Annotated in this window: 23 protein-coding genes and 1 pseudogene; 4 read left to right on the top strand and 20 right to left on the bottom strand. The window is 38.9% G+C overall.

Annotated elements, in window-relative coordinates; translation table 11 throughout:
• Positions 1-23 precede the first annotated feature (23 nt).
• From LG377_RS00180 to LG377_RS00215, 8 genes and pseudogenes are all read right to left on the bottom strand, one after another.
• Positions 24-722 carry a response regulator transcription factor gene (locus tag LG377_RS00180; protein WP_225742718.1) on the bottom strand — a complete coding sequence of 233 codons (699 nt, stop codon included), beginning with the start codon at positions 720-722 and terminating at the stop codon, positions 24-26.
• A gap of 129 nt (positions 723-851) precedes the next feature.
• A complete protein-coding gene (locus LG377_RS00185) occupies positions 852-2513 on the bottom strand; it encodes a M20/M25/M40 family metallo-hydrolase (RefSeq protein WP_225742719.1) in 1662 nt (553 codons plus the stop codon).
• Positions 2514-2579: 66 nt separating this feature from the next.
• Complete coding sequence (locus LG377_RS00190) at positions 2580-2906, bottom strand: hypothetical protein (protein ID WP_225742720.1); 327 nt, start codon at positions 2904-2906, stop codon at positions 2580-2582.
• A 608-nt stretch (positions 2907-3514) separates the two neighbouring features.
• Positions 3515-3745: pseudogene (gene yidD / locus LG377_RS00195) on the bottom strand (membrane protein insertion efficiency factor YidD); the annotation flags it as partial.
• A 93-nt stretch (positions 3746-3838) separates the two neighbouring features.
• A complete protein-coding gene (locus LG377_RS00200; protein WP_225742721.1) occupies positions 3839-4063 on the bottom strand; it encodes a DUF2922 domain-containing protein in 225 nt (74 codons plus the stop codon).
• 65 nt (positions 4064-4128) lie between these two features.
• Entirely contained in the window at positions 4129-4332 is a 204-nt protein-coding gene (locus tag LG377_RS00205) for a hypothetical protein (RefSeq protein ID WP_225742722.1), read from the bottom strand.
• Between the two features lie 175 nt (positions 4333-4507).
• A complete protein-coding gene (locus LG377_RS00210; protein ID WP_225742723.1) occupies positions 4508-5077 on the bottom strand; it encodes a DNA-3-methyladenine glycosylase I in 570 nt (189 codons plus the stop codon).
• An 11-nt stretch (positions 5078-5088) separates the two neighbouring features.
• On the bottom strand, positions 5089-5595 hold the full coding sequence (locus LG377_RS00215) for a GNAT family N-acetyltransferase (RefSeq protein WP_225742724.1): 507 nt from the start codon (positions 5593-5595) through the stop codon (positions 5089-5091).
• A gap of 312 nt (positions 5596-5907) precedes the next feature.
• Between LG377_RS00215 and LG377_RS00220 the strand changes: the two genes are divergently transcribed.
• The 4 genes from LG377_RS00220 (at position 5908) to LG377_RS00235 (ending at position 11005) form a co-directional block, all read left to right on the top strand.
• Positions 5908-7227, top strand: a complete 1320-nt coding sequence (locus LG377_RS00220; RefSeq protein ID WP_225742725.1) for an IS1380 family transposase — start codon at positions 5908-5910, stop codon at positions 7225-7227.
• A 717-nt stretch (positions 7228-7944) separates the two neighbouring features.
• Positions 7945-9153, top strand: a complete 1209-nt coding sequence (locus LG377_RS00225) for a glycine betaine/L-proline ABC transporter ATP-binding protein (protein WP_225742726.1) — start codon at positions 7945-7947, stop codon at positions 9151-9153.
• Complete coding sequence (locus tag LG377_RS00230) at positions 9143-9991, top strand: proline/glycine betaine ABC transporter permease (protein WP_225742727.1); 849 nt, start codon at positions 9143-9145, stop codon at positions 9989-9991. Before LG377_RS00225 ends, LG377_RS00230 begins: the two co-directional genes overlap by 11 nt.
• A gap of 129 nt (positions 9992-10120) precedes the next feature.
• The gene (locus LG377_RS00235) at positions 10121-11005 is read left to right on the top strand and encodes a glycine betaine ABC transporter substrate-binding protein (protein WP_225742728.1); all 885 of its coding nucleotides are present in this window, start codon (positions 10121-10123) and stop codon (positions 11003-11005) included.
• A 78-nt stretch (positions 11006-11083) separates the two neighbouring features.
• On the opposite strand, the gene LG377_RS00240 is transcribed toward LG377_RS00235, so the two are convergent.
• The 12 genes from LG377_RS00240 to LG377_RS00295 all read right to left on the bottom strand — a co-directional run bounded on the left by LG377_RS00240 (position 11084) and on the right by LG377_RS00295 (position 24585).
• On the bottom strand, positions 11084-12184 hold the full coding sequence (locus LG377_RS00240; RefSeq protein WP_225742729.1) for a hypothetical protein: 1101 nt from the start codon (positions 12182-12184) through the stop codon (positions 11084-11086).
• Positions 12185-12364: 180 nt separating this feature from the next.
• Entirely contained in the window at positions 12365-12574 is a 210-nt protein-coding gene (locus LG377_RS00245; RefSeq protein ID WP_225742730.1) for a heavy-metal-associated domain-containing protein, read from the bottom strand.
• Positions 12575-12586: 12 nt separating this feature from the next.
• Positions 12587-15070 carry a heavy metal translocating P-type ATPase gene (locus LG377_RS00250; RefSeq protein ID WP_225742731.1) on the bottom strand — a complete coding sequence of 828 codons (2484 nt, stop codon included), beginning with the start codon at positions 15068-15070 and terminating at the stop codon, positions 12587-12589.
• Positions 15060-15512, bottom strand: a complete 453-nt coding sequence (locus LG377_RS00255; RefSeq protein ID WP_225742732.1) for a CopY/TcrY family copper transport repressor — start codon at positions 15510-15512, stop codon at positions 15060-15062. Before LG377_RS00255 ends, LG377_RS00250 begins: the two co-directional genes overlap by 11 nt.
• A 152-nt stretch (positions 15513-15664) precedes the next feature.
• Positions 15665-16876: a M15 family metallopeptidase gene (locus LG377_RS00260; RefSeq protein ID WP_225742733.1), complete on the bottom strand. Its 1212-nt coding sequence runs from the start codon at positions 16874-16876 to the stop codon at positions 15665-15667.
• 72 nt (positions 16877-16948) lie between these two features.
• Positions 16949-17671 (bottom strand): TraX family protein, encoded by a 723-nt coding sequence (locus LG377_RS00265; protein ID WP_225742734.1) that lies wholly within the window; start codon positions 17669-17671, stop codon positions 16949-16951.
• Between the two features lie 29 nt (positions 17672-17700).
• Entirely contained in the window at positions 17701-18654 is a 954-nt protein-coding gene (locus LG377_RS00270) for a RimK family alpha-L-glutamate ligase (RefSeq protein WP_225742735.1), read from the bottom strand.
• Positions 18655-18832: 178 nt separating this feature from the next.
• Positions 18833-19534: an aspartate/glutamate racemase family protein gene (locus LG377_RS00275; protein ID WP_225742736.1), complete on the bottom strand. Its 702-nt coding sequence runs from the start codon at positions 19532-19534 to the stop codon at positions 18833-18835.
• A complete protein-coding gene (locus LG377_RS00280) occupies positions 19531-21108 on the bottom strand; it encodes a Mur ligase family protein (protein ID WP_225742737.1) in 1578 nt (525 codons plus the stop codon). The genes LG377_RS00275 and LG377_RS00280 overlap by 4 nt, the downstream gene beginning before the upstream one ends.
• A gap of 34 nt (positions 21109-21142) precedes the next feature.
• A complete protein-coding gene (locus tag LG377_RS00285; RefSeq protein WP_225742738.1) occupies positions 21143-22339 on the bottom strand; it encodes a carboxylate--amine ligase in 1197 nt (398 codons plus the stop codon).
• A gap of 213 nt (positions 22340-22552) precedes the next feature.
• Positions 22553-23896, bottom strand: a complete 1344-nt coding sequence (locus LG377_RS00290; protein WP_225742739.1) for a M20 family metallopeptidase — start codon at positions 23894-23896, stop codon at positions 22553-22555.
• Positions 23897-24045: 149 nt separating this feature from the next.
• Positions 24046-24585 carry a hypothetical protein gene (locus LG377_RS00295; protein WP_225742740.1) on the bottom strand — a complete coding sequence of 180 codons (540 nt, stop codon included), beginning with the start codon at positions 24583-24585 and terminating at the stop codon, positions 24046-24048.
• Positions 24586-24662: the final 77 nt, after the last annotated feature.

Here is a 24662-nt window from a genome sequence, read left to right on the forward strand (position 1 = left end):
ATTCATTAAATCGGTCGTACGCTTTATTCAAAACTTTGTTTTTCTTCTATTTTGTACCCAACGCCCCAAACCGTTTTGACGACGTTCTCTCCACCAGTAGCTTTTTCAATCTTATCTCTCAAATGACTGACGTGAACCATTACGGTTTTGGCAGGCACAAGACTTTCCTGTTTCCAGACTCTTTCAAAAATTTCATCTGCACTGAATACTCGATTGGGATTACTTGCAAGCAAGAACAAAATACCAAATTCTAAAGCAGTCAATTGAATCAGTGTTCCATCTACTGTTTCTACTTGATGCTGATCCTTGCGAATAATTAATGGTCCAATTTCTAATTCGCCTGCTTCAGATTCTCTATTTGTATACGAACTTCTTCTCATTAAAGATTTGATTCGCGCAACCACTTCTAAAGGATTGAATGGCTTAACAACATAATCATCTGCCCCATTGGCTAGTCCTCTAATTTTATCTACATCAGCCGTCTTCGCACTCAACATTAATATCGGTAGTTGAGACGTTTCTCTGATTTCTTTTACAACTTCAAGACCTGTTTTCTTAGGCATCATAACATCTAGTACAACACAGTCAATTTCTTGATTGTATAATTTGTCGAGCGTCTCCTGACCGTCATGTGCTTTCTCTACTTCAAACCCTTCGTTTTTCACATAGATTTCCAGTAGGTCACAAATTTCTTTATCGTCGTCTGCAATTAACACTTTCATAATTCTGCCCCCTTTAATTTCATTCTAGTTTATTTTATCATGTTCTATTAGGGTAGTTCGTAAACTTTTCCTTAAATCGTTATAAACATAGAAAAAGCACTCTTCATGATGAAAAGTGCCCAACCTATTCTATGAATCTAGTAAATTGAAAACTGTTTTCTGTACCAAGATCGGTGCTACATTGAAACTATACGTTTTTTCTAGTCGCTCTGTAAATTTGTGAGAATCTTTCCCGAACGGTCCAATATCCACAACCGGTAACTGAAGTTGCTGCATCTCTTCTAATGGTAAAGAGTACTTCACTCCAAAACCTGGCATATTCAGTTTCAATGCGTCTACGGCATCGGCCTCTCTTGGGGCAGCAGCATAACTCAAATCTGATATATACGGAAAGAACTTTTTGTAAACAAGCTGATACTCTGTTTCTGTCGTATCAACGGCTTCTTTGACCGCTTCGAGTAGAACTTTTTCTTGATTTGTTTTCCCTTCCACGTAAATATGCGGATAGTAAGGTGGTGTAAAGTAAATTAAAATAACGGGTTCCTGATTCGTCCACATCGTCTGCAACCATTCTACTTCTTTTAGCGCATAGTCTCGGTCATCAATTGAGTCATCAATCAGCCATTTCTTCCGAGCGGATTCAAACTGCTCATCCAGTTCAGCGCCTTTTTCTTCTCGGACAGCAGCGTATAACTCACTGTAGGTCATGACTTTTGTTTTGAAAGGAAGCTGCTCGAATGCACGGTTCGTCATCTGACTGTATTTTTCATACTGAGTATTCACATCTTTTAAAACAGCATCAAAAGCCTCAATCGCTACTCCTCTCATTTTTTCCAGAACCATATCCGGAGTCGAATAATGAGTGGCGAAGTTGTAGAAAGCATGTGCCGTCTTAGCTGTTTGTACAGAATATTCCGGCTTCAGATCCTGTTGTTTCAGACTCATCGGCGGTAGTGTGACTTCTCCTTCAACGATATCACAAAGATCTGTATTCAAGTTAATTTTTCTCGTCAGCTCTGCAACGACCTGATTAGGATCGAGTCCTTTAAAAGCTTCCCCTACATGGGTTTCTTTACCAACAACATAAAAGGATGGCATCAATTTCCCGACTGTCCCTACATATACATATTTGTTCTGGTCACCTGGATATTCGGATGTCATATAATCTGTATTGATCAAAGCTGTATAATCAAATCCATTTTCTTCCCGAAGTCTGACGAGCTCTGGAACACAAGAACGCATCCCGACAGAGTTCGCTTCCTCATCACAGACTGCACAATAGATGATTGTCCCTGAGAAATTCTCAAGATCTTTTTCAATTTCTTCCATCAAGTGCATGATGATGGCATTCCCAGCTTTCATGTCAAAAATCCCTCGGCCAAATAAGTAGTCTCCTGAATCTAGATCGATTTGCACCTCTTCTGGAAGTTGATCTTTTCTTTCACGAAGTTTTTCTGTGATTTCATAGGGAAGATGCGCAAAATCTCTTAAGTCTCCATAATCAGAAATCCCTACTGTATCCGTGTGCCCAATCAAAATGACCGTTTTATTGTTCTGCGGGTCTTTTTTTCCACGTAATATAGAAATCAAACTTTTCCTACCCCAAGGATCGTTTGGTGCCTGTATTGTCATTAAATCTTCTGGGTTTTGTTGAAAGTAATCTAATTCCTTGAAAAAGTGAGTGACCTTTTCTGTTACAAGTTGTTCCTCAATTGTTTCTGTAACACTTCTCTGTCTTGTTAGCATAACTGTGATTTCTTCAATACGTTCAGGACTCATTGTTATATTCATAATAGTTCCCTCCATATAAACATCCGTAAAATATCTATAAACTTTTTTCACTATATCCTCTGATGTTTATGACTCATATTTAATAGTTTCTAAATCAAAGTGATAGACGTATCCATCTAATGAAAGTTTTTCCTCATCCGTCACCTTCTGGTAAAACATTGCTGGTTCTAAATGAAATGTGGCAATTTTTTCTTGTTCACCTTTCATCGTCTCAGAAAATACTGTGATTGTTTGATGATCGGTTTGCAAAATTTTATACAATAAAGCTGCTTCAGACATTTTTTTCGGTTTAGCAAACCCTAATGTCAAGATTGATTTCAACAATGCTTTCCAATTGAATTCGGGTGTGCGATAAGCTTCAACGGATTTGATTCTCTTATTGAGTTCTTTCATTTTATTCACCTCTATCTATTCGAAAAATCGTGTTTCTTCATTATATAGCTAGTTTCCAATCAATGCTGATGTGGAAGACTTTCCAGAAAAAGCAAATAATCAATCAACTGAGCTTTTCTCTCGTTGAAATCCTTTTGAGAAATCCCTCTGTTTTTACGCAGTGCCTGTTCAAGAGAGGGACTATTTGTATCAATATGACCGCTGCTTTCATCTATAAAACAATAAACTTCCTGTCCGCTTTGATACGCTTTGTGAATTGGACTAGGATGGATATGTTCGAAGTACGATTCACTTTTTTTATTTTTAACAATTTTATAAAAATGATACTCTTTAAATTTCTCCAACTCTTCTTGTGTATGATAAAATTGCTTATTCAAAATCTGACGATCATTCATATTCTTATAAACATCCGGCAATTCCGCTACTGATTGTTCTTCAACGTCTACTAAATCAGTCAAATAATTCACTGTACGAAGTTGTTTGTTTTTTACAAGTATCTTATCTTCTAACTTAGCGATGACTGCGTCTATTTCTTCTTGTTTAACGTCATTTTCATCCATTGAGATCGTCAATCCATCTCCCAAGTAAATGTCATTGATTGTATCCTGGTTTCTATGCAAGGTAAAATGGTCAGGTACCTTGTCTACTCCACCTGAAACAAAAGGATTACACCTAATGATTCTGGAAATTGCCATGGTGCTTCCCTTGACTACTCCGTGCATGTCGATCGCCTGTACAGCGTAATTAGAACAGGTTGGATAATATCGACAAGTTGCAGGAAATAATGGAGAAATCAGCTTCTGATATCCTTTCACGAACCCTATGGCGACTTTCTTCAACACCCATTCCTCCTTGGCTCTCAATTGAATCTATTATACCAAACGATTAAAAAAAGAGAAGAGCCTCTAGTGGCTCTTCTCTCTTCTGTAACCTTATTTTATTTCAAATAGATCGTCTACAGTTCTCGTAACGTAACGTGCACCTTTGATTGAATCAAACAACTTGATTCCGTCTTTTTCAAACAGCTCCTGAGAAACGATTGTTTCCATAGCAGATTCCACAGTTTCGACATCTAGATTAAGTGCCGGCTTATTGATTCCAATTGTTTTGTTCTTTCCTTCGCCTGTTTCAAAGCGTAATTCTAGTTTTGTTGCCATAAAGCATTCCTCCTAATAATTTGTTTGTATATAAGGGATAGATGATATAGTGTTTTTGTTAATTCCTAAAATGAATAACGATACTGCTCGACGACCATACCGTGTGCTGCTGGTAATTCACTGACCGTGTCGATTGCATTGATAAATTCTGTGATTTGTTCATCCGTAGGTGCTTGAACGACCCCATTGAAACTTTGACGAACTAATCGGTCATTTTCCAGATCCTCCAGATAGATATCTACTTTGCTGTCTGCCCATTCCTTTTGCATGAAAATTCCTCCTTGTAATAGTAGTGATTCGTTTCGTACTCGAATCATTTAAGCGATGTTTGTAAGTTGTGATCACGTCTTACACTCCTAATAACGATATCGACCTTAAAAGTGTTACCCTGAAATCAAAAAAAGTATCTGCTCTATTTGAACAGATACCTTAATCAACTAATACCTACTGTTGACAGCACGCTTCATAGCAATCACATGTTGTTAAATGGTCATTAACCATCCCTACCGCTTGCATGTAGGCATAACAAATCGTTGGACCTACAAATTTGAATCCATCTTTTTTAAGCTGCTTACTCATTCGAACGCTTTCCTCAGAAAAGGCTGGTACATCTTCTTGGTTCACCCAGTGATTCTGGATTTGTTTTCCATCAACAAACTGCCAAATATATTCTGAAAATGACTGACCGCTCTCTTGAATAGTCAAATAAGCTGCTGCATTTGACTGTACACTTCTGATTTTCAACTGATTTCGAATGATCTCTTTATTGAACATCAATTCTTGGATTGTTTCTTCACCGAACGCGACGATTTTTTCAGGATCAAACCCTTTAAAAGCTTTACGGTACCCTTCTCTCCTTTGGAGAATCGTCCACCAACTCAGTCCGGCTTGTGCACCTTCTAGACAAAGCAGTTCAAATAATCTCTGGTCATCGTAAAGCGGTCTACCCCACTCTTTATCGTGATAGGCAATATAGAGTGGTTCACTAGTGACCCATTCACATCTTTGTGTCATCCCTTCCCCTCCTATATAGATTCGTTTTCTGTTAAGCGTAGTTCCCATGTCTCCGAAACAAGATTTTCTCCAAATTCTGTATTGATTTCTTCACTAATGATTTCAAATCCAGCTTTTCGGTAAACATGTCGAGCCGAATCTAATATTTGCATTGTCCATAACAAAATCGCCTCATACCCAGCTTCTCTGGAAAACTGAACCACTTCATCTACTAGTCTTTTGGCCAGTCCAAGACCACGTGCTTCTGGTTCAACAAATAGTAGCCTTAACTTGGCAGTCTTTTTGCCTGAATTCACTACAAATACACAACCTAGCATTTTCCCGTCTCGTTCAGCAATAAAGCATCGCTCTTTATCTGGATCATATGTTTTCAGAAACTGAGCGGAGATCTCTCCAATCATACTTTCAAAAGGCTGCCCCCAACCATAATCTAACGCTACGGTCATCGCGTGACGGTAGGTGATCCACCCCATATCTCCCAATTGATGTGTTCGTATAGTGTAAGCCTGTGCTGACATGTATTCTCCTACTTCCCTACATTGTGAGTCCTATTTTTCATCACTACTGTGTGATTGTCAACTTTTCTTTAAAATACTGCTTAATCATTTTCGTAATGCTCAAATTTATATTTAAATTATAACCACTTAATAATTAGTTTCTGAAACATCTATCAGACCTGAATAATTCATACTTTTAATTTAAACCGTCTGAAACTGCTCAACGGCAGTCTATAATTACTTTTTAATTTTCACCTGTTAAGTGATGAAAAAAGAACGCCATTCTGATATGGTAAAGGTGACTAAACCAACCATAAGAAAGGAGTTCTTCTATTGATTAGTTTACAGAAAAATCAAGTTAATTTCAATTCAAACATGACCATTTCACATACAAGTGGCAGATTATCGAGTGATTCGGGTTTAGTGTTAGTTAAAGAAGTAATGAACACCTTCGGTTTCTCAGATTTAGCTAAATACCTGCTTCACATAAAAGATAATCGAGCTTACTTCACACATGATAATCTAGCGATATTTGAACAGCTCATTATGCAGCTAATCGCTGGCTATTCGGCGGACTCGTCAGCTAATTTGTTAAGACAAGATCCCGTATTCCAGATAGTACTAGGTAGTAAGCAGTTAGCATCACAGTCCTCGATCTCAAGATTTCTAGATCGTTTTACTGAAGAGAATATGGATCAATTTCAGTCATTGAATCAAGCATTAATTGACAAAGAACGTCTGATCCGCAATGACACCGAGTTAATCATTGATATCGATTCAACGCATTCAGATACCTATGGTCATCAAGAACAAACAGATTATAATGCCCATTATAAAACCTATGGGTATCATCCTCTAGTTGCCTTTGATGGACTGACTGGGGATTTCTTAAAAGCTGAACTGCGTTCAAGTAACCAGTACACATCCAAAGGCGTAAAAAAGTTTATAGAGCCACTGCTCGATCACTACTCTAATGCGTTACCCCATACCGACATTCTGGTTCGAGGAGATAGCGGATTCGCTACACCAGAGGTGTATGAGTCTTGCGAATCCAACAATAGTCACTATGTGATTCGATTAAAGAACAATAAACGCTTAGGTCAGCTAGCTGAACAGTCCATCCTCTATGGAGATAATCAAAAATGGGAAGAGCGAGAAGTCCAGTATTTTTCACTATCCTACCAAGCTCGATCATGGTCGAAACCTCGTCGTATCTGTATTCGCTCCGTTCGTGAAGGAGGAGAACTACTCTTCCACCATACGTTTATTGTGACTAATCTATCAGAAACTGTTTCACCTAAAGTCATTTTCTCTCTCTATGGCAAACGAGGGACAATGGAAAACTATATCAAAGAAGCCAAAGCAGGCTTTTATTTTGATAAAACCGACAGTCCACGCTTCTTAGAAAATCAAGTCAGAATGATGATGAGTGTCCTGGCTTATAACCTTGTTAATTTTCTAAAGACTATTGGCTTTGATAAAGTAAATCAAGGTATGACTATTCATTCTATTCGACTGAATTTGCTTAAAGTTGCCGGTAAACTCGTTCAAACAGGTAGGAAGGTTTATCTCAAACTGTCGAGTTATCATGTGCATCAAACTGAATTTTATAAGGTTTTCGAACGCCAGCGGCGATCCAGGCAATGGATTTAGAATAATTTTCGCATAAATTTTTAATTCGCTTCTTTTTTAAGGGGTCAGTCTGCACTTAAATAGACAAAAGACTTTTTAAGAACCTTCTTCCACAGGTATCCTGTTCGAAATCGCATCATTTTGAGAAAACGTATTTGGCTTTTTAAAAAAAAGCAATTTGTCCAATAAAAATAACTTTAATGTAGAGCTATGAATTATTCAGGATCAGAGTTTCTTTATTTTTTTGTCATTTTTACTGCAATAATTTTAACATTGTCCCCAATCCTTTAATTGACTTCCATAAACGTACAATACTTATGCAGGACTTTGTATCTTACGCATTATTCAGATAAACAGCTCAACAACAACTTACAATAGTCTTTATTTAAATTGTTCAATTTCTCGAATTCGTAGTATTTCATCAATAGTTATCGCGTGATTTTGACAAATATTTACGTTACAATGATATTACATTCGCAATAGAACACGGCTAATTCTAATCATATTATTAGAAAGCTTTTGTATCAACGTAGTGAAACGTTAACATCCGTTAGATACACTGCGGAACACACTAGATTGTTTTACACGCTCACTTTCGTTTGTTACGATTATACATGTGTGAAAAGTGGCAATGTTCCAACGTTATGTAAACAAAGCCACTATTCTTAGTTAGCAGCTGCGATCAATAAGATTATTAAATCAAGAAAGAACCATATCATAAGAGGAGGTACTAATTTCTTGAATACAAAAGTAGAAATCCAAAATCTGATAAAGATTTTTGGTAAAAAAGAACAGCAAGCCCTTGAGCTTGTTCATCAAGGAAAAGGTAAAGATGAAATCCTGAAAAAAACCGGAGCAACTGTCGGGGTAAACCAGGCAAGCTTTGAAATTAAAGAAGGCGAGATTTTTGTTATCATGGGACTTTCTGGTAGTGGTAAATCTACCCTTGTCCGTATGTTGAATCGTTTAATCGAGCCGACAGCTGGAAATATTCTGATCGACGGTGAGTATATTTCTAAGATGGATAAAAAAGAACTACGAGACGTCAGACGTAAAAAAGTTTCAATGGTATTCCAAAACTTTGGTCTGTTCCCACATCGTACGATTCTTGAAAACACTGAATACGGCTTAGAAGTACAAGGTGTTGATAAAGAAGAGCGCCAAGCTAAAGCTGAAAAAGCTCTAGACAACGCTGGGCTTCTTCCATATAAAGACCAACTACCAAACCAGTTATCTGGTGGTATGCAACAACGTGTCGGTTTAGCTCGTGCACTAGCTAATGATCCTGAGATTCTATTAATGGATGAGGCTTTCTCTGCATTAGATCCACTGATCCGTCGTGATATGCAAGATGAGTTACTTGAAATGCAAGAATCTATGCACAAAACCATTATCTTTATTACCCACGATTTGAATGAATCATTACGTATCGGTGACCGCATCGCTATCATGAAAGATGGAGAAGTTGTACAAGTCGGTACAGGTGAAGAAATTCTAACAAATCCTGCAAACGATTATGTTGAACGTTTCGTAGAAGATGTTGACCGTTCTAAAGTCTTAACGGCTGAAAACATTATGGTTCGTCCACAGACCGTTCGTTTAGGACAAAGTGGTCCCCGTGTTGCTTTGAACCGTATGAAAACAGAAAGCTTATCTAGTTTACTAGTTGTCGGTGAAAACCAAAAATTATTAGGATACGTTGTAGCTGACGACGCTGCTCGACTGGTTAAGGAAAATGTCAATTCATTAGAATCAATTATCCGTACAGATATTCCTAAAGTATCTAAAGGTACTTTGATCCATGAATTGTACGATGTGATTCACGAAGCACAGACACCTGTAGCAGTAGTCGATAACAACGATAGATTACTTGGAATCGTTGTTCGTGGACTAGTCATCGGTGCACTTGCTAAAGAACCAGAGGAGGTAACAATTGATGGAGAATAGTATTTTAGACAACATCCCACGTCTTCCAGTATCCGATTGGATTTCGAGCGTCATTGACTGGTTAACAATCAATCTATCTTGGCTTTTTGGAGCGATTCAAGATGGCGGTTCAGATTTCATGAACTTTGTAACTGAAATGTTGCTTTTGATTCCACCAATCGTATTTATTCTGATTATGGTCGCTTTAGCTTACTTGGCTACTAGAAAATTCGGTCTACCCGTTTTTACACTTATTGGTTTGATGTATATTCAAAACCAAGGACTATGGGAGCCGTTGATGTATACATTCACACTAGTTATTGTAGCCAGTTTAGTATCTATCCTGATTGGCGTTCCAGCAGGTATCTTAATGGCTAAAAGTAAAATTGCGAATATCATTTTAAGTCCAGTATTGGACTTTATGCAGACAATGCCAGCTTTCGTTTACCTGATTCCAGCAGTAGCGTTTTTCGGAATTGGTATGGTTCCCGGTGTATTCTCGGCTGTAATTTTTGCCTTACCACCAACTGTCCGTTTCACGAACTTAGGTATTCGTCAGGTTTCTGATGAAATGGTTGAAGCTGCTGAGTCATTTGGTAGTACAGGATCTCAGCGTTTGTTCAAAGTTGAATTGCCTTTAGCGAAAGCGACAATGATGGCGGGGATTAATCAGACTGTCCTTCTAGCCCTATCAATGGTTGTTATTGCCTCTATGATCGGAGCTCCAGGATTAGGTGAACGTGTTATCAACGCATTGCAACGTGCTCAAGTTGGACCAGGATTTGTTTCTGGACTAGCACTCGTTGTCTTGGCTATCATCTTAGATAGAATCATGCAAGGATTTAACACGAAGAAATAATTTAAGTACTAGAAATAGAGTAGCTTGATACGATCTACTCTATTTTTTTTACAATCGTATCATTCATAAAGTTGTTATTCTTCGTCTTGTATATAAACAAGACGACTAAAAAAGAAGGAGAGATTTATTTTGACATCAACATGGAAAAAATTAGGACTTACAGCAGCATCTGCCTCAGCACTATTTTTGGTAGCTTGCGGAAACGACTCAGATTCAGCCGATAGTGGTTCTGAATCTAAAGAAATCAACCTGGCTTACGTTAACTGGGACTCTGAAGTGGCTTCAACTCATGTAGTAGGAGAAGTATTCAAAGATCTTGGTTACACAACAACTTTAACACCTCTTGATAACGCGATTATGTGGGAAGCTGTCGCTAATGATGAAGCTGATGCAATGGTAGCAGGCTGGTTACCAAATACTCACGCTTCTCAATTTGAACAATACGGTGATGACTTAGATCACATTGGAACGAACCTTGAAGGTGCTAAAGTCGGTTTAGTTGTTCCTGAGTACATGGATGTTAACTCAATCGCTGATCTTACTGATCAAGCAGATCAAACGATTACAGGTATCGAAGCTGGTGCTGGTGTTATGACTGCAACCGAAACTGCATTAGACACTTATGAAAACCTATCTGATTGGACTCTACAACCGTCTTCTTCTGGTGCAATGGTCACTACATTAGGACAAGCTTATCAAAATGAAGAAGACTTTGTTGTAACTGGATGGTCTCCTCACTGGAAATTCCAGACTTATGATCTTAAATATCTTGATGATCCTGAAGGCGTCTTTGGAGATGCAGAGACAATCGATACTTTCGCCCGTGAAGGACTAGCAGAAGACATGCCTGAAGCACACCAAGTTCTTGAAAACTTTAACTGGACTGTTGAAGACATGGAAGCCGTTATGCTAGAAATTTCTGAAGGTGTGGATCCTGAAGAAGCTGCTCGTAACTGGGTAGATGCAAACCAAGATACAGTTGATGAATGGACTGCTGGTGTTTCTGAAGAGTAATCACTCTTTCGTTAATCCCTTGACTCTATTCAAAAGGACAGGCATGCTCTTACGAGTACGCCTGTCCTTTTTTTGTCTTTAAAAATCAGCTCTTCTATCAGGATCAATTCTATTCCATATGATATCTGTCTCCATAGTCTCTAAATCTACTATCTGAGTACATTGATAGGTTTTGTACCACGTTTTGATGTTGGGCGTCATGCTATTGATGAACTTATCATAGGTAGCTCCTTTAGGTGTCTGCCACGCTTCTGGAAAAGAAAGGTTGATGACTGCCTTTTCTTGCTGCTTAACCACATTATACTTCCCGCTAAGTGTTCCAACTTCTCCAGAAGGCTGAATTTTAAATGTGCCGAATTGAGGCATAGCTTCTTTGATTTCTGCGTGATTAGGAAACGGGGGGTCAAAAACTACTTGCACTGGTTCAGAATCATGCTTAATGGTCATTTTTTTTAAATGATACAAACCATCTACTAAGTGATATTCATAGAGATGCGTCTCATCTTCTGCAATGCCAGCTTCATCAATTGCTATCTCTTTCAGTGTGTAACGACCTTTTTGATTGAAATTCGTAATCACTGCGTTTAAGGAAAATTCCACATAGTACCTCGTTTGGAAGTCTTTTGGGAAAGCAAAAGTATCCAGTGTTTTTTCAATATTATTGATAGATAGAAAAATTTCTGTATCTTTTTTTCGAGCAAAATCAAACTCATATAAGAAAAATAATGGCATCGAATGTGGTTGCTCTGTGTGATTTCCAACCGAAGGTAACCAAGTCAATGGTTTCGTATCTTTTTCAATCTGTTCGTTGATATAAAGAACAATTCTCCGGTCAAACTTATCCTGAAACACAAAACCAACATTTAACTGTCCTTCCTCATAATCAAAATATGCTTCATCGAAAGTCGTTCTTACTCTTTCTTTCAGCCCCTTGCCGCCAACCGATAAGGGTTCTTCTTCTTTTGACATCTGCAGAGTTACATCTAAATAAGAATCTCTGTAGCCATCTGCTCTCCAGGCTAGTACTCTAAATCCTTCTCCGTAACCACTACCATTTAGGTACTGCAATTCGAATGCAACATACTCTTCATCCGGATCTTTATGGAAATGAAACATGGCCATCTTTTTGATTGGTGAAAGTTTAAATCTGAATGGGACATACGCTTTACCTTTTTCCATAGCACTCACCTTTCATCTACAACATTTCTATCCAAGAAATTGCTAGGCAATCATCTGCTTGATAAAGTTATTATACCCTATTTCATTCTGGACACACGACCGATTTCAACTCGTCCACTGATCTTCTTTATTCTAAACAAAAAGTCGTACCGGTTAGAGTACGACTTTTAAATGATGCACTTATTGAATTCCAGTTACTTGATAAGCTGTAGCTGAAAGAGACTCTTGCGCGCGATCCTTCGACAGCTCACCTTGACTTTCAACATAGGCGATCTGTTTTTCAAGGTCAACCGTAACAGTCTCCACTGTAGCAATCGACTCCAGATTTTTCTGGACGTTTCTTGCGCATCCTTCACATTTCATACCCGTTATATTAAGTGTTTGTCTCATCATTTTTTCCTCCTAAGATTGAATTGCTTGATGATATGGTTTAAACCGTTTTAGTCTTAAAGCGTTCAGTAAGACGGATACAGAACTGAAACTCATAGCTACTGCAGCGAGTGCTGGGTTCAGTAATGGCCCACCAAATATAAACAACAACCCCATCGCAACCGGGATACCAACCAAGTTATAAGCAAAAGCCCAGAAGAGGTTTTGCTTAATATTTTTCAGTGTAGCTTGACTTAAATCCAGTGCAGTGACGACTTCGTTCACATCGCTTCTCATTAACACGATATCTGCAGATTCGACTGCAACATCGGTCCCAGATCCTATTGCCATACCGATTGTAGCTTGCACGAGTGCAGGCGCATCATTAATCCCGTCTCCTACCATAGCTACTTTTCTACCTTCTTCTTGAAGTTTTTTGACTTCTTTTGCTTTATCTTCCGGCAACACTTCGCTTAACACTTTATCAATACCCGCTTGTTGAGCAATGGCTTTTGCTGTACGGGTATTATCTCCAGTGATCATCACGACTTGGATCCCTTTATCCTGTAAACTACGAACCGTATGTTTACTGTTTTCTTTGAGTGTATCTGCTACGGCAATCAAACCTTGTAGTTGACCATCCATCGCAAGAAACATCGGTGTTTTACCTTCATCAGCCATGTGATCTGCTTCAGATTCAAGGTGGCTGATTGTGACTCCCTGTTCATTCATCAGTTTTCGATTACCGAAATAAATCGTAGCATTTTCTGAATGTCCTGTGATACCGTGTCCGACGATTGCTTCAAATGATTCAATTTCAAGTAATTGAACGGTTTTTTTCTGAGCTTCTTTTACAATGGCTTCTCCAAGTGCGTGCTCACTCCCTTGCTCCAGTGAGGCTGCTAGTTGCAATAAGGTTTCTTTCGTTAATCTCCCTTTTTCTGAGACGACAATATCTGTTACAACTGGTTCTCCTTGAGTCAAAGTGCCCGTTTTGTCAAAAACAACGGTATCTATACTATGCATGGTTTCTAGAGCATCTCCACTTTTAATCAAAACTCCATGTTCTGCCCCTTTTCCAGTGCCCACCATAATGGCAGTCGGTGTTGCCAGTCCTAGTGCACATGGACATGCAATAACCAACACAGAAATTAAAATGGTCAGTGAGAATAAAGGGGATTGGCCGGCGATCAGCCAGACCAGACCAGACAGGATTGCGAGACCAATGACGATCGGAACAAAATATCCTGTAATAATATCTGCTAGTTTAGCAATTGGCGCTTTAGACCCTTGTGCTTCTTCTACCAGTTGAATGATTTGAGCTAACGTCGTGTCTTTTCCGACTTTTGTTGCTCGGTAATCTACACTACCATTTTTATTTAAGCTCGCTCCAATCAGTGTATCTCCTACCTGTTTCTCTACGGGTAAACTTTCTCCTGTTAACATCGATTCATCTACTGTTGTCTGTCCTTTGATGGCTACACCATCTACTGGAAATTTTTCTCCTGGACGAACCCTTACGATATCCCCTGCTGTAACCTCTTCAAGCTTAACTTCTTCTTCTATGCCGTTGTGTACAATACGAGCTGTATCAGGCGCTAGATCCATCAGTTTTTGAATCGCTTCTGACATTCTACCTTTAGACCGCTCTTCCAGATATTTACCAAGCGTATGGAAAGCGAGTATCACAGCGGATGTTTCATAGTAGAGCATCATTGCAAGATCCGCTCCTTGAAACACGATTGCCATTGTTGCACCCAAGCTGTAAACAAAAGCTGCTGCAGTTCCTAAAGAAATCAATGAATTCATATTCGGATGACCTTTTCTCAAAGTCTTGAATCCTTGCTTGAAATAAGGAATACCACTCCACATGACCGGTAGGGTGAGTATGAGTTGGGTTAGTGTAAAGGTCACGGGATACATCATAGGATCAAGAAATTCCGGCAACCATAAACCCATCATATGTCCCATAGAAATATAGAGTAACGGGATTGTGAAAATTGCGGATAAAATTGCTCGGTTACGGTAGCGTTGCTCACTAGACTGTTTTTCTTCTGCAGGTTCTGTCAAAGTAGAATCGTTTGTAGGTTCCTGTTCCAAAATCGCTTCATATCCTGCTTGATGCACTGCATCCGTTATCTGACGAGTAGAAATCTCAAGAGGATTATAAGTCACTGTCATTTTTTCAGTCGCTAAATTAACTGACGCTTTTTCAATTCCATTTAAATGCGCCGTCGTTTTTTCTACAGTAGCTGCACAAGATGCGCAAGTCATCCCTTCTATTGAAAACGACGTAGTTTTGAATTCAGGTAACCTGACTGCATATCCGGCTGCATCAATGTCTTTTTGTAATCTTTCTGGTTCAAATGTTTCATCGGCTACTTTCACTTGAAGTTTTTCAGTCGCTAGATTGACTGTGGCTTGTTCAACACCTGGAACACTCCCAGCTGTTTTTTCTACAGTGGCTGCACAAGATGCGCAAGTCATCCCTTCTATTGGATAAGTTCTAGTGTCCACAATGTATCTCTCCTTCCTGTTTGCACTCGCACTGGCCTGGTGTACATTGACAAGAGACCGTTTCTGGAGCAATTCGTTTTTTTTCACTTAATAATTGCTCAAGCTGCTCGATATCTTCTAAACTTAAAGTTGTTTCTTCTATCATTTGATAAAGAACGTTTCCTCTCTTTTTTGTACAGACTTGCTGCAATAATGCCTGACTCGATTCTTGAAGACTCTCCTGTTCCGTGATGAGAGCCGAGTATTTGAATTTCCGTCCTTCTTCTGTCGCTTTCAGGTGATTTTTTTTAACTAAGCGTCCAATGAGCGTTTTTGTCGTTGCTGCTTTCCAGCTCATTTTCTCTTCTAAAATTGTGCTGATATATTTACTGGTCGTACTGTTATTTGCCCAGACAACCTTCATAACTTCTCTTTCAGAAGTGGTCATTTGATTCTCTTTCATCGCTATTCCTCATTTCATTCGATTTTTCGTTTACAGTTGTAATCTATTATTTGATTTTAGTTTACAACTGTAAACTTAATATGTCAAGTCAGTTTACTCTATTCGTAAAAAAGACTTGAAGCAGATTTCGCTTCAAGTCTTTGGGAATGGATTTATTCTACTACCTGCCATTTCGGAGGATAGTTTTTAACATCTGTAATTCGGAATTCTCCTGTTCCAGCACTTTCTTTTAAATTATCTAAAGCATCAATATCATTGAAGTGCCACCATTCAGAAGCGAGCGGTGTAAAACCAGCTTCTGTCATATAGTTTTGCATTCTCAGAGCCGGTTCCGTGACCGCATTACTCAACTCCATATTTCTCCAGCCCTGTTGATCTCTTGCCGCGATTGGCTCTGTAAACATAGCAGAAGCCGTGCTTAATTCATGGAATGGTGTCTGCATCTGATATTCTGTGTAATTTGAAATTTCCGGAACGTAATAATCTCCAACAATCTGTTCAGACAGCTCATCGATTTTTACTAAGGTTAAATCAATTGCCAGTCCTCGCTGATGATTAGACACACTTGTGTTAATGAACCAAGTCATACTCCAAGGTTCTGCTGTGATGCCTTTTTTAACCTCAGCGTTCGTATCTGCAAGTCTATTCAATGCATCGTTAACGAGTAACTGTACATCTCTTGGACGAAAAGTTTCATATACCTTCAAAGACTCTCCGTTTTGTAAAGCGATCCGCTGCGCTTCCTGAACCTTTCTTGCCGTTTGATAAAGAATCGGCATAATAAAGGTTTCTTCACTCAAGCGTTCGTTGTACCCCCGCATATCGTAAAGAGACTGACCTGTCAATTCAGGTATCGGTACAAATGAAGATGTAAATTTTGCATCGTAACTGTTCGAGTGATCATAAATGATAGATGGAATGATATCCGGTAAATTGATCATAGCGTATCGCTGTTCCAACCATCCCGTTTCTCCAGAGATTGTTCGGATTTGCCACCAATCGTTCAGCTCATTTTCGATTGAAAATGCTGTCCCTGCAGCTAACTCGGTAGTCTTTGGTGCTCCTACCGAAGGCTGTTCATGAAGATTTTGTTTAATAGACGTATACCCGCCGGCTCCAACAATAGGCAACTCAAACGGTCCTACCTCATTCCAGATTGGCAATTCTACTTCAGGTTCTTCCACTGGTTCTTGATCGGGTTCATTTGGTTCTGCCGGTAGTTCTGTAGAAGGCTGCTGATTCGTGTATGTGGTCTCTTCACTCGAACGACTTTGATTTGTTCTCACGTCTTGCACTATAAATACTAATAAAAGAACCAGTATAATGCTTAAAACCGCAATAATAGCAGGTTTTTTATCCTTCAAATAATCGACTCCTTCCTTAAATAGCTAACGTTCATTTAGTTTGATTTGTTTTAAGTATACCTTCTTATTCTATCATATAAATAACATGCTTAATAGAATGAACAGCACTAAGTGAACTGGATAAAACCAATAGAATGCCCATTTATAGAAAGGATTTCTCTTTCCCGGTTTTCCATTATATAAATAAAAGAATAGAATAGCCATCAAAAATCCGAAACGGTAGGTTACAAAAGTGCCCATGCTAAACAAACCCGGAACAGCGTAAAACATTAAACCAATCAACGTATACGCCAGCATTTTTTTATTGAATTGTTCTCTAAATACTCCAAAACTAACAATCCATAGAACTGCTATGTAATGCCAGTTCGCTGGATACGCTGCTAAGCAGCATAGTAGTACAACACCTACTTTAACTAGTACATGCATCTGCTTATGTTTTGCAGCTGTCAAAGCAACCAGTCCTAAGGTGAGTGACCACATGACGCTTGTTGCCATCCACCAGTTAAGGTTAAATAATATTACATAGGGGATGTGAGAAATGAGTGCAAAAAGAAATAACCTTTTAGTATAAGACCGTTTATCAGAAGTATAGTGATAGCCTTCTGCTATGAGATAGCAAATCAACGGGGCAGCCAACCTGCCAAAAAAATGAACGATCCACCTTAGAGGTGTGTCTCCCGGATCAAATACCTGCAGTGAATGATCGAAAAACATCGCTGTTACTGCAACTAGCTTCAATACATTTGCATTGAGACCTATTTTAACTCGATCGAGTTTTTCTAAATTGTGCTCCATAAGTCCTCCATTACAGAATCATCTGTCTCTTATATTGTCTTAATGTTTATAGCATTAAGCGTTTCTTTTAAATAGCTTGCTAGCTCTAGCATCGCAAATTTTTGAGCTTTTCTTTCAGCATCAGGATTGTAATTTGTATTTGTGTTCACGTCATAAGTATACAATTTGCCACTACGGTTTCTAATAAACTCGATTGCAGCAACTTGTATATGACTTTGTAACAGAAACTGACGATAGGTTTCAATTTCCGTATCAGTCAACAAGGAGTCTTTGATTTCAAATTTTGGAGACGGATCTGTTTGTTTGACTTCGGATTGTTCTGTTCCCGGTATTTGACAGTTATCTGCTGGACAAAGTTCGAACTCACCATTGGAGTCGACTTCAACGGTATAGAAAAAGGTCTCTCCAATAAATTCAGCGCGTACAATACTACCGGTATCTGACTGGATATACTGCTGAATCAGACTGATTCCATCGATAGAGTCTTCAAATTCTGATCCATTGACATAATTTTCTAGTTCATCCATCGTAAAAATAAGTTTAACACCTAATCCTTTGCCGGCACGGTTATGTTTAATAATAAAAGGCCACTCATTCAACTGTTCTGCAGCTTTCAGAATTTGTGTTTTCCCGACTGCTCCAATCGTTTTCGGAGTTTCTATTCCCGCGTTGTTCAAAGCAATATATTGTTTTAGTTTGCTGACTTCCAGTTGTATCGCGTCAGTCCCGTTAATCACTTTCCGCCCGTGTGCTTCTAGCCAGCTCAAGACATGATCGGTTAATTCTGGTGCGAAGCGGTGGTCTCGAGTATGTGAAGAAGCGCTCATCCGATTATAGAAAACGCCTTCTGGTGGTACTTTTGAAAGATTTACTAATCCCTCTGAAAGGTCCCATTCTTCATAAGGAACCGCGAGCTCCTCTAACCGTTCAATCAAATGTTTTGTCCAGTCCATATTCTCGTGTAAAATATATACTTTACTCATCGTTTCTCCCCTTACTACTTTAAAATTTCTCCATTGAATACTTTCCATCATACTATTATTCACATCTCTATTCTATCTTCTGATCCTTTTGTGATATAAATGAAATGTTTGAAGCTTGTCAGCTGGCAGTAGATAAAAAGACAGATTTTTTACTGAACATACAGTAAAAAATCTGTCTTTAATTTGTAGGATTTGTTAGGCTTTGTGCCAAGACTTGCATAGGGTCAACTAACGGAATTTCAATGTCTTCTTGTTTTAAGGCTAGTTCAATTTCTGTACAGCCCGATACAATGACGTCTACTCCGGCATCAATGAGCTCTAAAGCCGCTTCTTGAAGTAAGCGTTTAGGCGCAATACCTGTATTGCCTTGTTTAATACCTTCCGGACCATAAATCGCCTCCATGACTTTGCTTTCTTGTGACTGTTCACTCGGATAGCAAATATCGAAGGGAAGATTTTTTTGAAAAAGTCCCATTTTACGTGTACCGGTCGTACATAGTATGCCCACTTTTCGGACATCGAATCCATCCGTTTTCAAATACTGTTCGAGTGCTTCAAACACATTGGCGATCGGCGTTTTAACTTCTTTTTGAACTTCTGCTAAAAAATAATTGGACGTGATACAAGGTACAGCAATGACGTCTGCACCAGCTCTTTCAACATTTTTTGCCGTTTCAATCAGTGCCGATAAGGGACTTTCTCCCTCGCCAAGAATCGCTTTCGTCCTGTCTGGAATTTTCGGGTTGTTGTCGATCACGATTCGGTAGTGATCCTGATCTTTTTTTGCCTCAGTAGATCGAATCAGCTTATAGAAAAAACTAGCCGTTGCTTCCGGCCCCATTCCGCCGACAACACCAATTACTTTCTGGTGGTGATTCACTTTACATCATCCTCAGTTAAAAATGATTCATCAATACCCGCTACTCTATCTTCAAGTGGCGCTAAAATCGTTTCAGCATTCAGCGATGGATTCATTTCAACAATTTGATTTAAAATATATTTTGCACCGAAGTCCATTCCTTGAGCTCCACCAATGACGATTAAGTCTCCTGGCTCTACTTGATTCAAACTCGATTGTAGGGCGTCCGGCATTTCGTGGTGCAATTCTACTTCTACACCCACATCTTTCATCGTTTTCTCAAAGGCTGCCAGTTCTTCAGGCGTAACGACATCTTTATCTGTAACATGAGATTCACTTAAAGAAACAATGACTTTTTTCAGACCAAGTTCCGGTACCCATTTCGCAAGCGTCTCTGCATTCTCAAGATTCGTTGTAACGCCTCGGCTTCCACGAATAGCATAGACGAGGTGTAAGTTGTTATAATCCATTTTTGTCAGTGTTTCCAGCGTTACATCAATATTCCCTGCATTGGCGAAGTGATCATCTACGATTTTGAATTCTTCTTCATAAATGAATTGAAATCTTCTTTCAACACCTTTGAAATTTTTGATTCCCGACTGAATGGTTTCGATTGAAATTCCGCTGATCAAACCGATTGCGATAGCCGTTAAGGCATTATAGACAGAGTGATAGCCTGCCACTGATAGACTAATATCAAAACGCGCTTTTTCCACTTGATTTCCATCAACCGTCATAAATGGACGTTTGATCTCAACAGTAAAGTTCCCACGACCTGTAGAAAGATCAATATTAGAGCAATGTAAATGACCGTCTTCACTTTCGATACCGTAAGTCACGGTAGAAGCTTTGGTTTCATTTACTAAGGATGCTGAATACTTATCGTCTAGATTTAAAACAGCAAACTCTTTTTCTGTTGCGTCTCTAATCAAGCTGGCTTTTGCATTGTAGTATTCTTCAAAAGATCCATGAAGATCAATATGCTCTCTACTGATATTGTTTAAAGCGACAATATTGAAGTCTACATTACCCACACGAGCCAAGTCTAAGGCAGAAGAGGATACTTCCATCGTGACATGAGAAATCTCTTCATCTCTCATTTTTGCAAAATATTCATGTAAATCCAGTGATTCAGGAGTCGTCAATACACTCGGAATCAACGTATCTCCAAACTTGACCATAACGGTACCCATTAGGCCTGTCTCCCAGTTATTTTCTTCTAGTATGGCATTTGTCATAAAAGAAGTAGAGGTTTTACCATTTGTTGCCGTTATACCGATAAGGTTCAGATCTTTAGAAGGGTGTCCATAGTACTGATCTCCTAAAGCCGCAAGTGCCTGACGTGAATCTTCAACCAAGTACTGTGCTACAGTGAGTCCCGGAATAAACTCTTCGACTACAAGAGCCGTTGCGCCTTGTTCAACTGCCTGCTTGGCAAATTGATGTCCATCCGTTTTATATCCTCTTATACAAACAAATAACGTATCCTTTTTGACCTTACCTGAATGGTAAGCCACTTCAGATATCATTTGTTCTTTATGATCTTTGGATTCTTTTACTTTTATCGCGTCAAGTAATTCTGCTATTTGAATCATTAGTCGTTTCTCCTTTATCGATTAACCTTTTGATTTAACCGTTTCTTCTGGTCACTTTTCCAGCTACACGTTTGACAAATTTACCGATGAACTGGATCCCTGGCTGAGGATCATCTTTTGCCCATACTGCACCTGTCTTGCTCGCTTTATAAGACTTGAGGATCTGACTCCAGGTTAAATCTCCGGCTTTGACATAAGCTCTTGAAGCATGTAGGTCTTCATACATGTAATGGAATACTTGTCCTGTATCCTCTTTGATAGCTCTGGTACCAATTGGCTGACCTGTTAATTCTTTGTAAGCAATCAACGGCATGTTTAGTCCAACGTCCGCAATCATTTGATTAAAGTTTGTTGTCCGAACGTTGATTTCAATCAGATAATACTCACCTGTATTGGCATCCTTTTTAAATTCAATTTCAGCAAAGCCTTTGTAACCAATCGCTTCAAGGAAAGGTGCACCAATATCAAATAATTCAGGAACATAACGCTGTTTTGTGTAAACAGATGCGCCAAAGTGAATGGGATACTGACGGTGTTTCTGAGCAGTCATCCAGTGGGTCACTTCAGAATTTTGGTTCAAATAAGCATCAAATGTATACATGTGATCATCGAACCCTTGCACGAGTTGCTGTACAACGACTTCGATCTCTGCATCCGCTGCTTTTTTCAAAGCGTCTTCTAATTCTGTACGGTTCTGAACTTTGAATAGTTTTCTACGGAATTTTGCTACAAATTTAGTGGAATCTGCCGGTTTAACGAGACATGGATAACCAAGCTCTGCTTCAACTGTTTCGATCAAATCTGAACGCGATGTCTGAATAGATTTTGGCATTCTGACGTTGTGCTGCTCTGCTATTTCGTAAAGATTGTCTTTGTCGATCAGTTTTGTCCATAATCCTTTTTCTTTTTGTGTAATCAGATAATACTCACCTAACTCATCTAGATAAGCATCAATAAATTCTACATAAGGATCAGCTGTTGGATACAAGACTGGTTTCTTATCCTGTTTTTTAGCATATTCTATTAAAAAATCTTTTAATGCTTCTGGTTCCTCTTTGTAATTTGGTCCAATCAATTCTTCTGATAAATATTTTGAATGAAGTCCATACGCGCCGTCTCTTTTATACTCTACAGCTACGACTGGTATACCTACACGACCAAGGCAACGAATGATACTTAATCCTATATAATAGTTTGCGCCGAGTACGACTGCTTTGTGCTGTTCTGTCATTTTAAATTCCTTCTCTTTCTCTTATGAGCGTTCGTCTTTTATAATTATTGTGCATCGTTCTCCTGTGAACATCTAGAAAACTTTAAGTTTCTATTCACTGATAATTAGGATCGACACATGTCCACTTATTATACATCATATTGTATGTTTTTTGTAGAATTACCAGTTGTTTAACTGAATTGAAATCTTAAAATTAACTTAACCTATTTTCACTCACTGACAGCAAAGTTGATGGATGGCTTCAGCGTAGATTTCCATTGCGAGATAGAACTCTTTTAAGATGATGCCTTCATTTTCTTGGTGAGCCAGACTTGGACTTCCAGGGAAGTGTGCACCAAACGCGACCATGTTCGGCATAGATCTGGCGTACGTTGCGCCACCAGAAGTTAATGGTTCTTGCATGTCACCCGTTTTGTCTCTATAAATCGTCATTAATGTTTCTACAAGTGGGCTATCCTTTGGTACATATAAAGACGGTAAAGCATCATACATCTGGTAAGTCAGTCCGTATTCGGTTGTGACTTCTTCTAATATTTTCACTAAATCTTCTTGGTTGTAAGAAACAGGAATTCTCATGTCGACCATGACTTCTGATCTCTGTTTATTGATTTCAAGTGACGCTACGTTGAATGTCAGCTCTCCTGTCATCTCATCTTCGATTTCTCCAAAAATACGATAGCCATTTGTTTCCTGACCAATTTTTTCAGCAATAAAGGATAGCATCGGATGTGACTGAAGTGTCGCCAAGCCTTCTACCAACCTTGTAATTGCATTGGCTCCTTCAAAAGCTGTACTGGCATGAACGGCTTTTCCGTAAGTGACTATCTCTTCTTCAGTCTGCTCATAAGGAAAGTTTTGTTGTTTTAGAATTTCAGCTAGCTCCGCTTGTTGTTCTCCTCTATATGTCGCTACAGCAGGCACGACATTTAAAGCACCCGAACAATTGAGTTCCAAAGATTCAGAACCGGGACCGGTTAGTTTGAATTGCATCAAGCCTTTTTCAGCATAGGTTAGGGGAAAAGCACTGTCTGGGACAAAGCCCATATCCGGCATTTTTTCATGTTGCTTATAAGCTTCCATACAACGCCATAGGTTTTCTTCATCTGTACCAAAGACAAACCTGATCTTACGATTGAATGGTACGCCTGCATCGACTAGTGCTTTGAAAGCGTAAAGTGCAGAGATGGTTGGACCTTTATCATCTTGCGTCCCTCTTCCATAAAGTACAGATCCTTTTTCTGTAGCATCAAAAGGATCTGTTTCCCATTTCGAGCGATCACCTTCAGGCACGACATCTAAGTGGCATAGTATTCCGACAGTTTCTTCTCCATTACCGTAATCTGCATAGCCATAATAGCCGTTTGGATCACAAAAGGTTTCCATACCAAATGTTTTGCATAAAGCCAGTGCCTCTTTCAACACCTGATCAACGCCTTCTCCAAAAGGTTTGCTCGGTTTACTTGAATCTGCCGGCTCTAAGTAAGATGGAATATCGACGAGCCTTTTTAACGCAACAAGACTTTCTTTTTTTATCTGTTCTGTAATATAGTTTGTCATGTAGGTACTCCCTATTCTTTATTGAACGAAAAAGATGCGATTCATTTAATCTTATTAGTTAAGTTCACGTTACTAGATTATGTAAAAAAGTCAAGCAAACGTACAAAACTCTACTCCTGATCAAAAGGAATAGAGTTTTTTTGCTTATACTATGACTCATCTGTCACTTCTTTTCTAGCTTCTTCGAGCCATTGCTGACTCAATGTTTCTGGGATATAACGTTCCGCTGAATAAAATCGGCCCTCGTCATCTTTTAAACGTTTGATTGATTCATTGAGTGTTTGAAATTCAAACATTTGACCCTCTGCATAGACTGAATACCGCTCGTCTTCATATTGAATATCTTCCACAACGTACACTGTCTCTTCATCGCTCGTATCATCTGCGACAGACCAGACTGTCACCTCAAGTTCTTCTCCAGTTCGGATAAACTGATACCTATAAGGCATCCCTATAGTCATATTGTTTGTTGTCAAAAGAACATTTTCAAAATCTTCTACTTGTCCTGTAAAGGTAAGTTCTCGCTGTTGTTCTTCGTATGCTAATTGTTTTTCAGCATATCGTTTCCCAACTTCCTGATTATAAGATACAGAATTTTCTGTTTCTTGAACACGATTGTCTCCTGAATTTTCTCTAAGAGCACATCCTGTCAAAAATAAAAACGCTATTACTAATATTAATTTTTTCATTCCGCTCACCCTAACATCTCTAATCTTATTAAGAAAATAGTCACTCAAATTTTATCAGCGAGTACTACTGATTTCTT

Origin of the sequence: Marinilactibacillus sp. Marseille-P9653 (assembly GCF_916618885.1) — a bacterium.
In the GTDB taxonomy this organism is placed as follows: Bacteria; Bacillota; Bacilli; order Lactobacillales; family Carnobacteriaceae_A; genus Marinilactibacillus.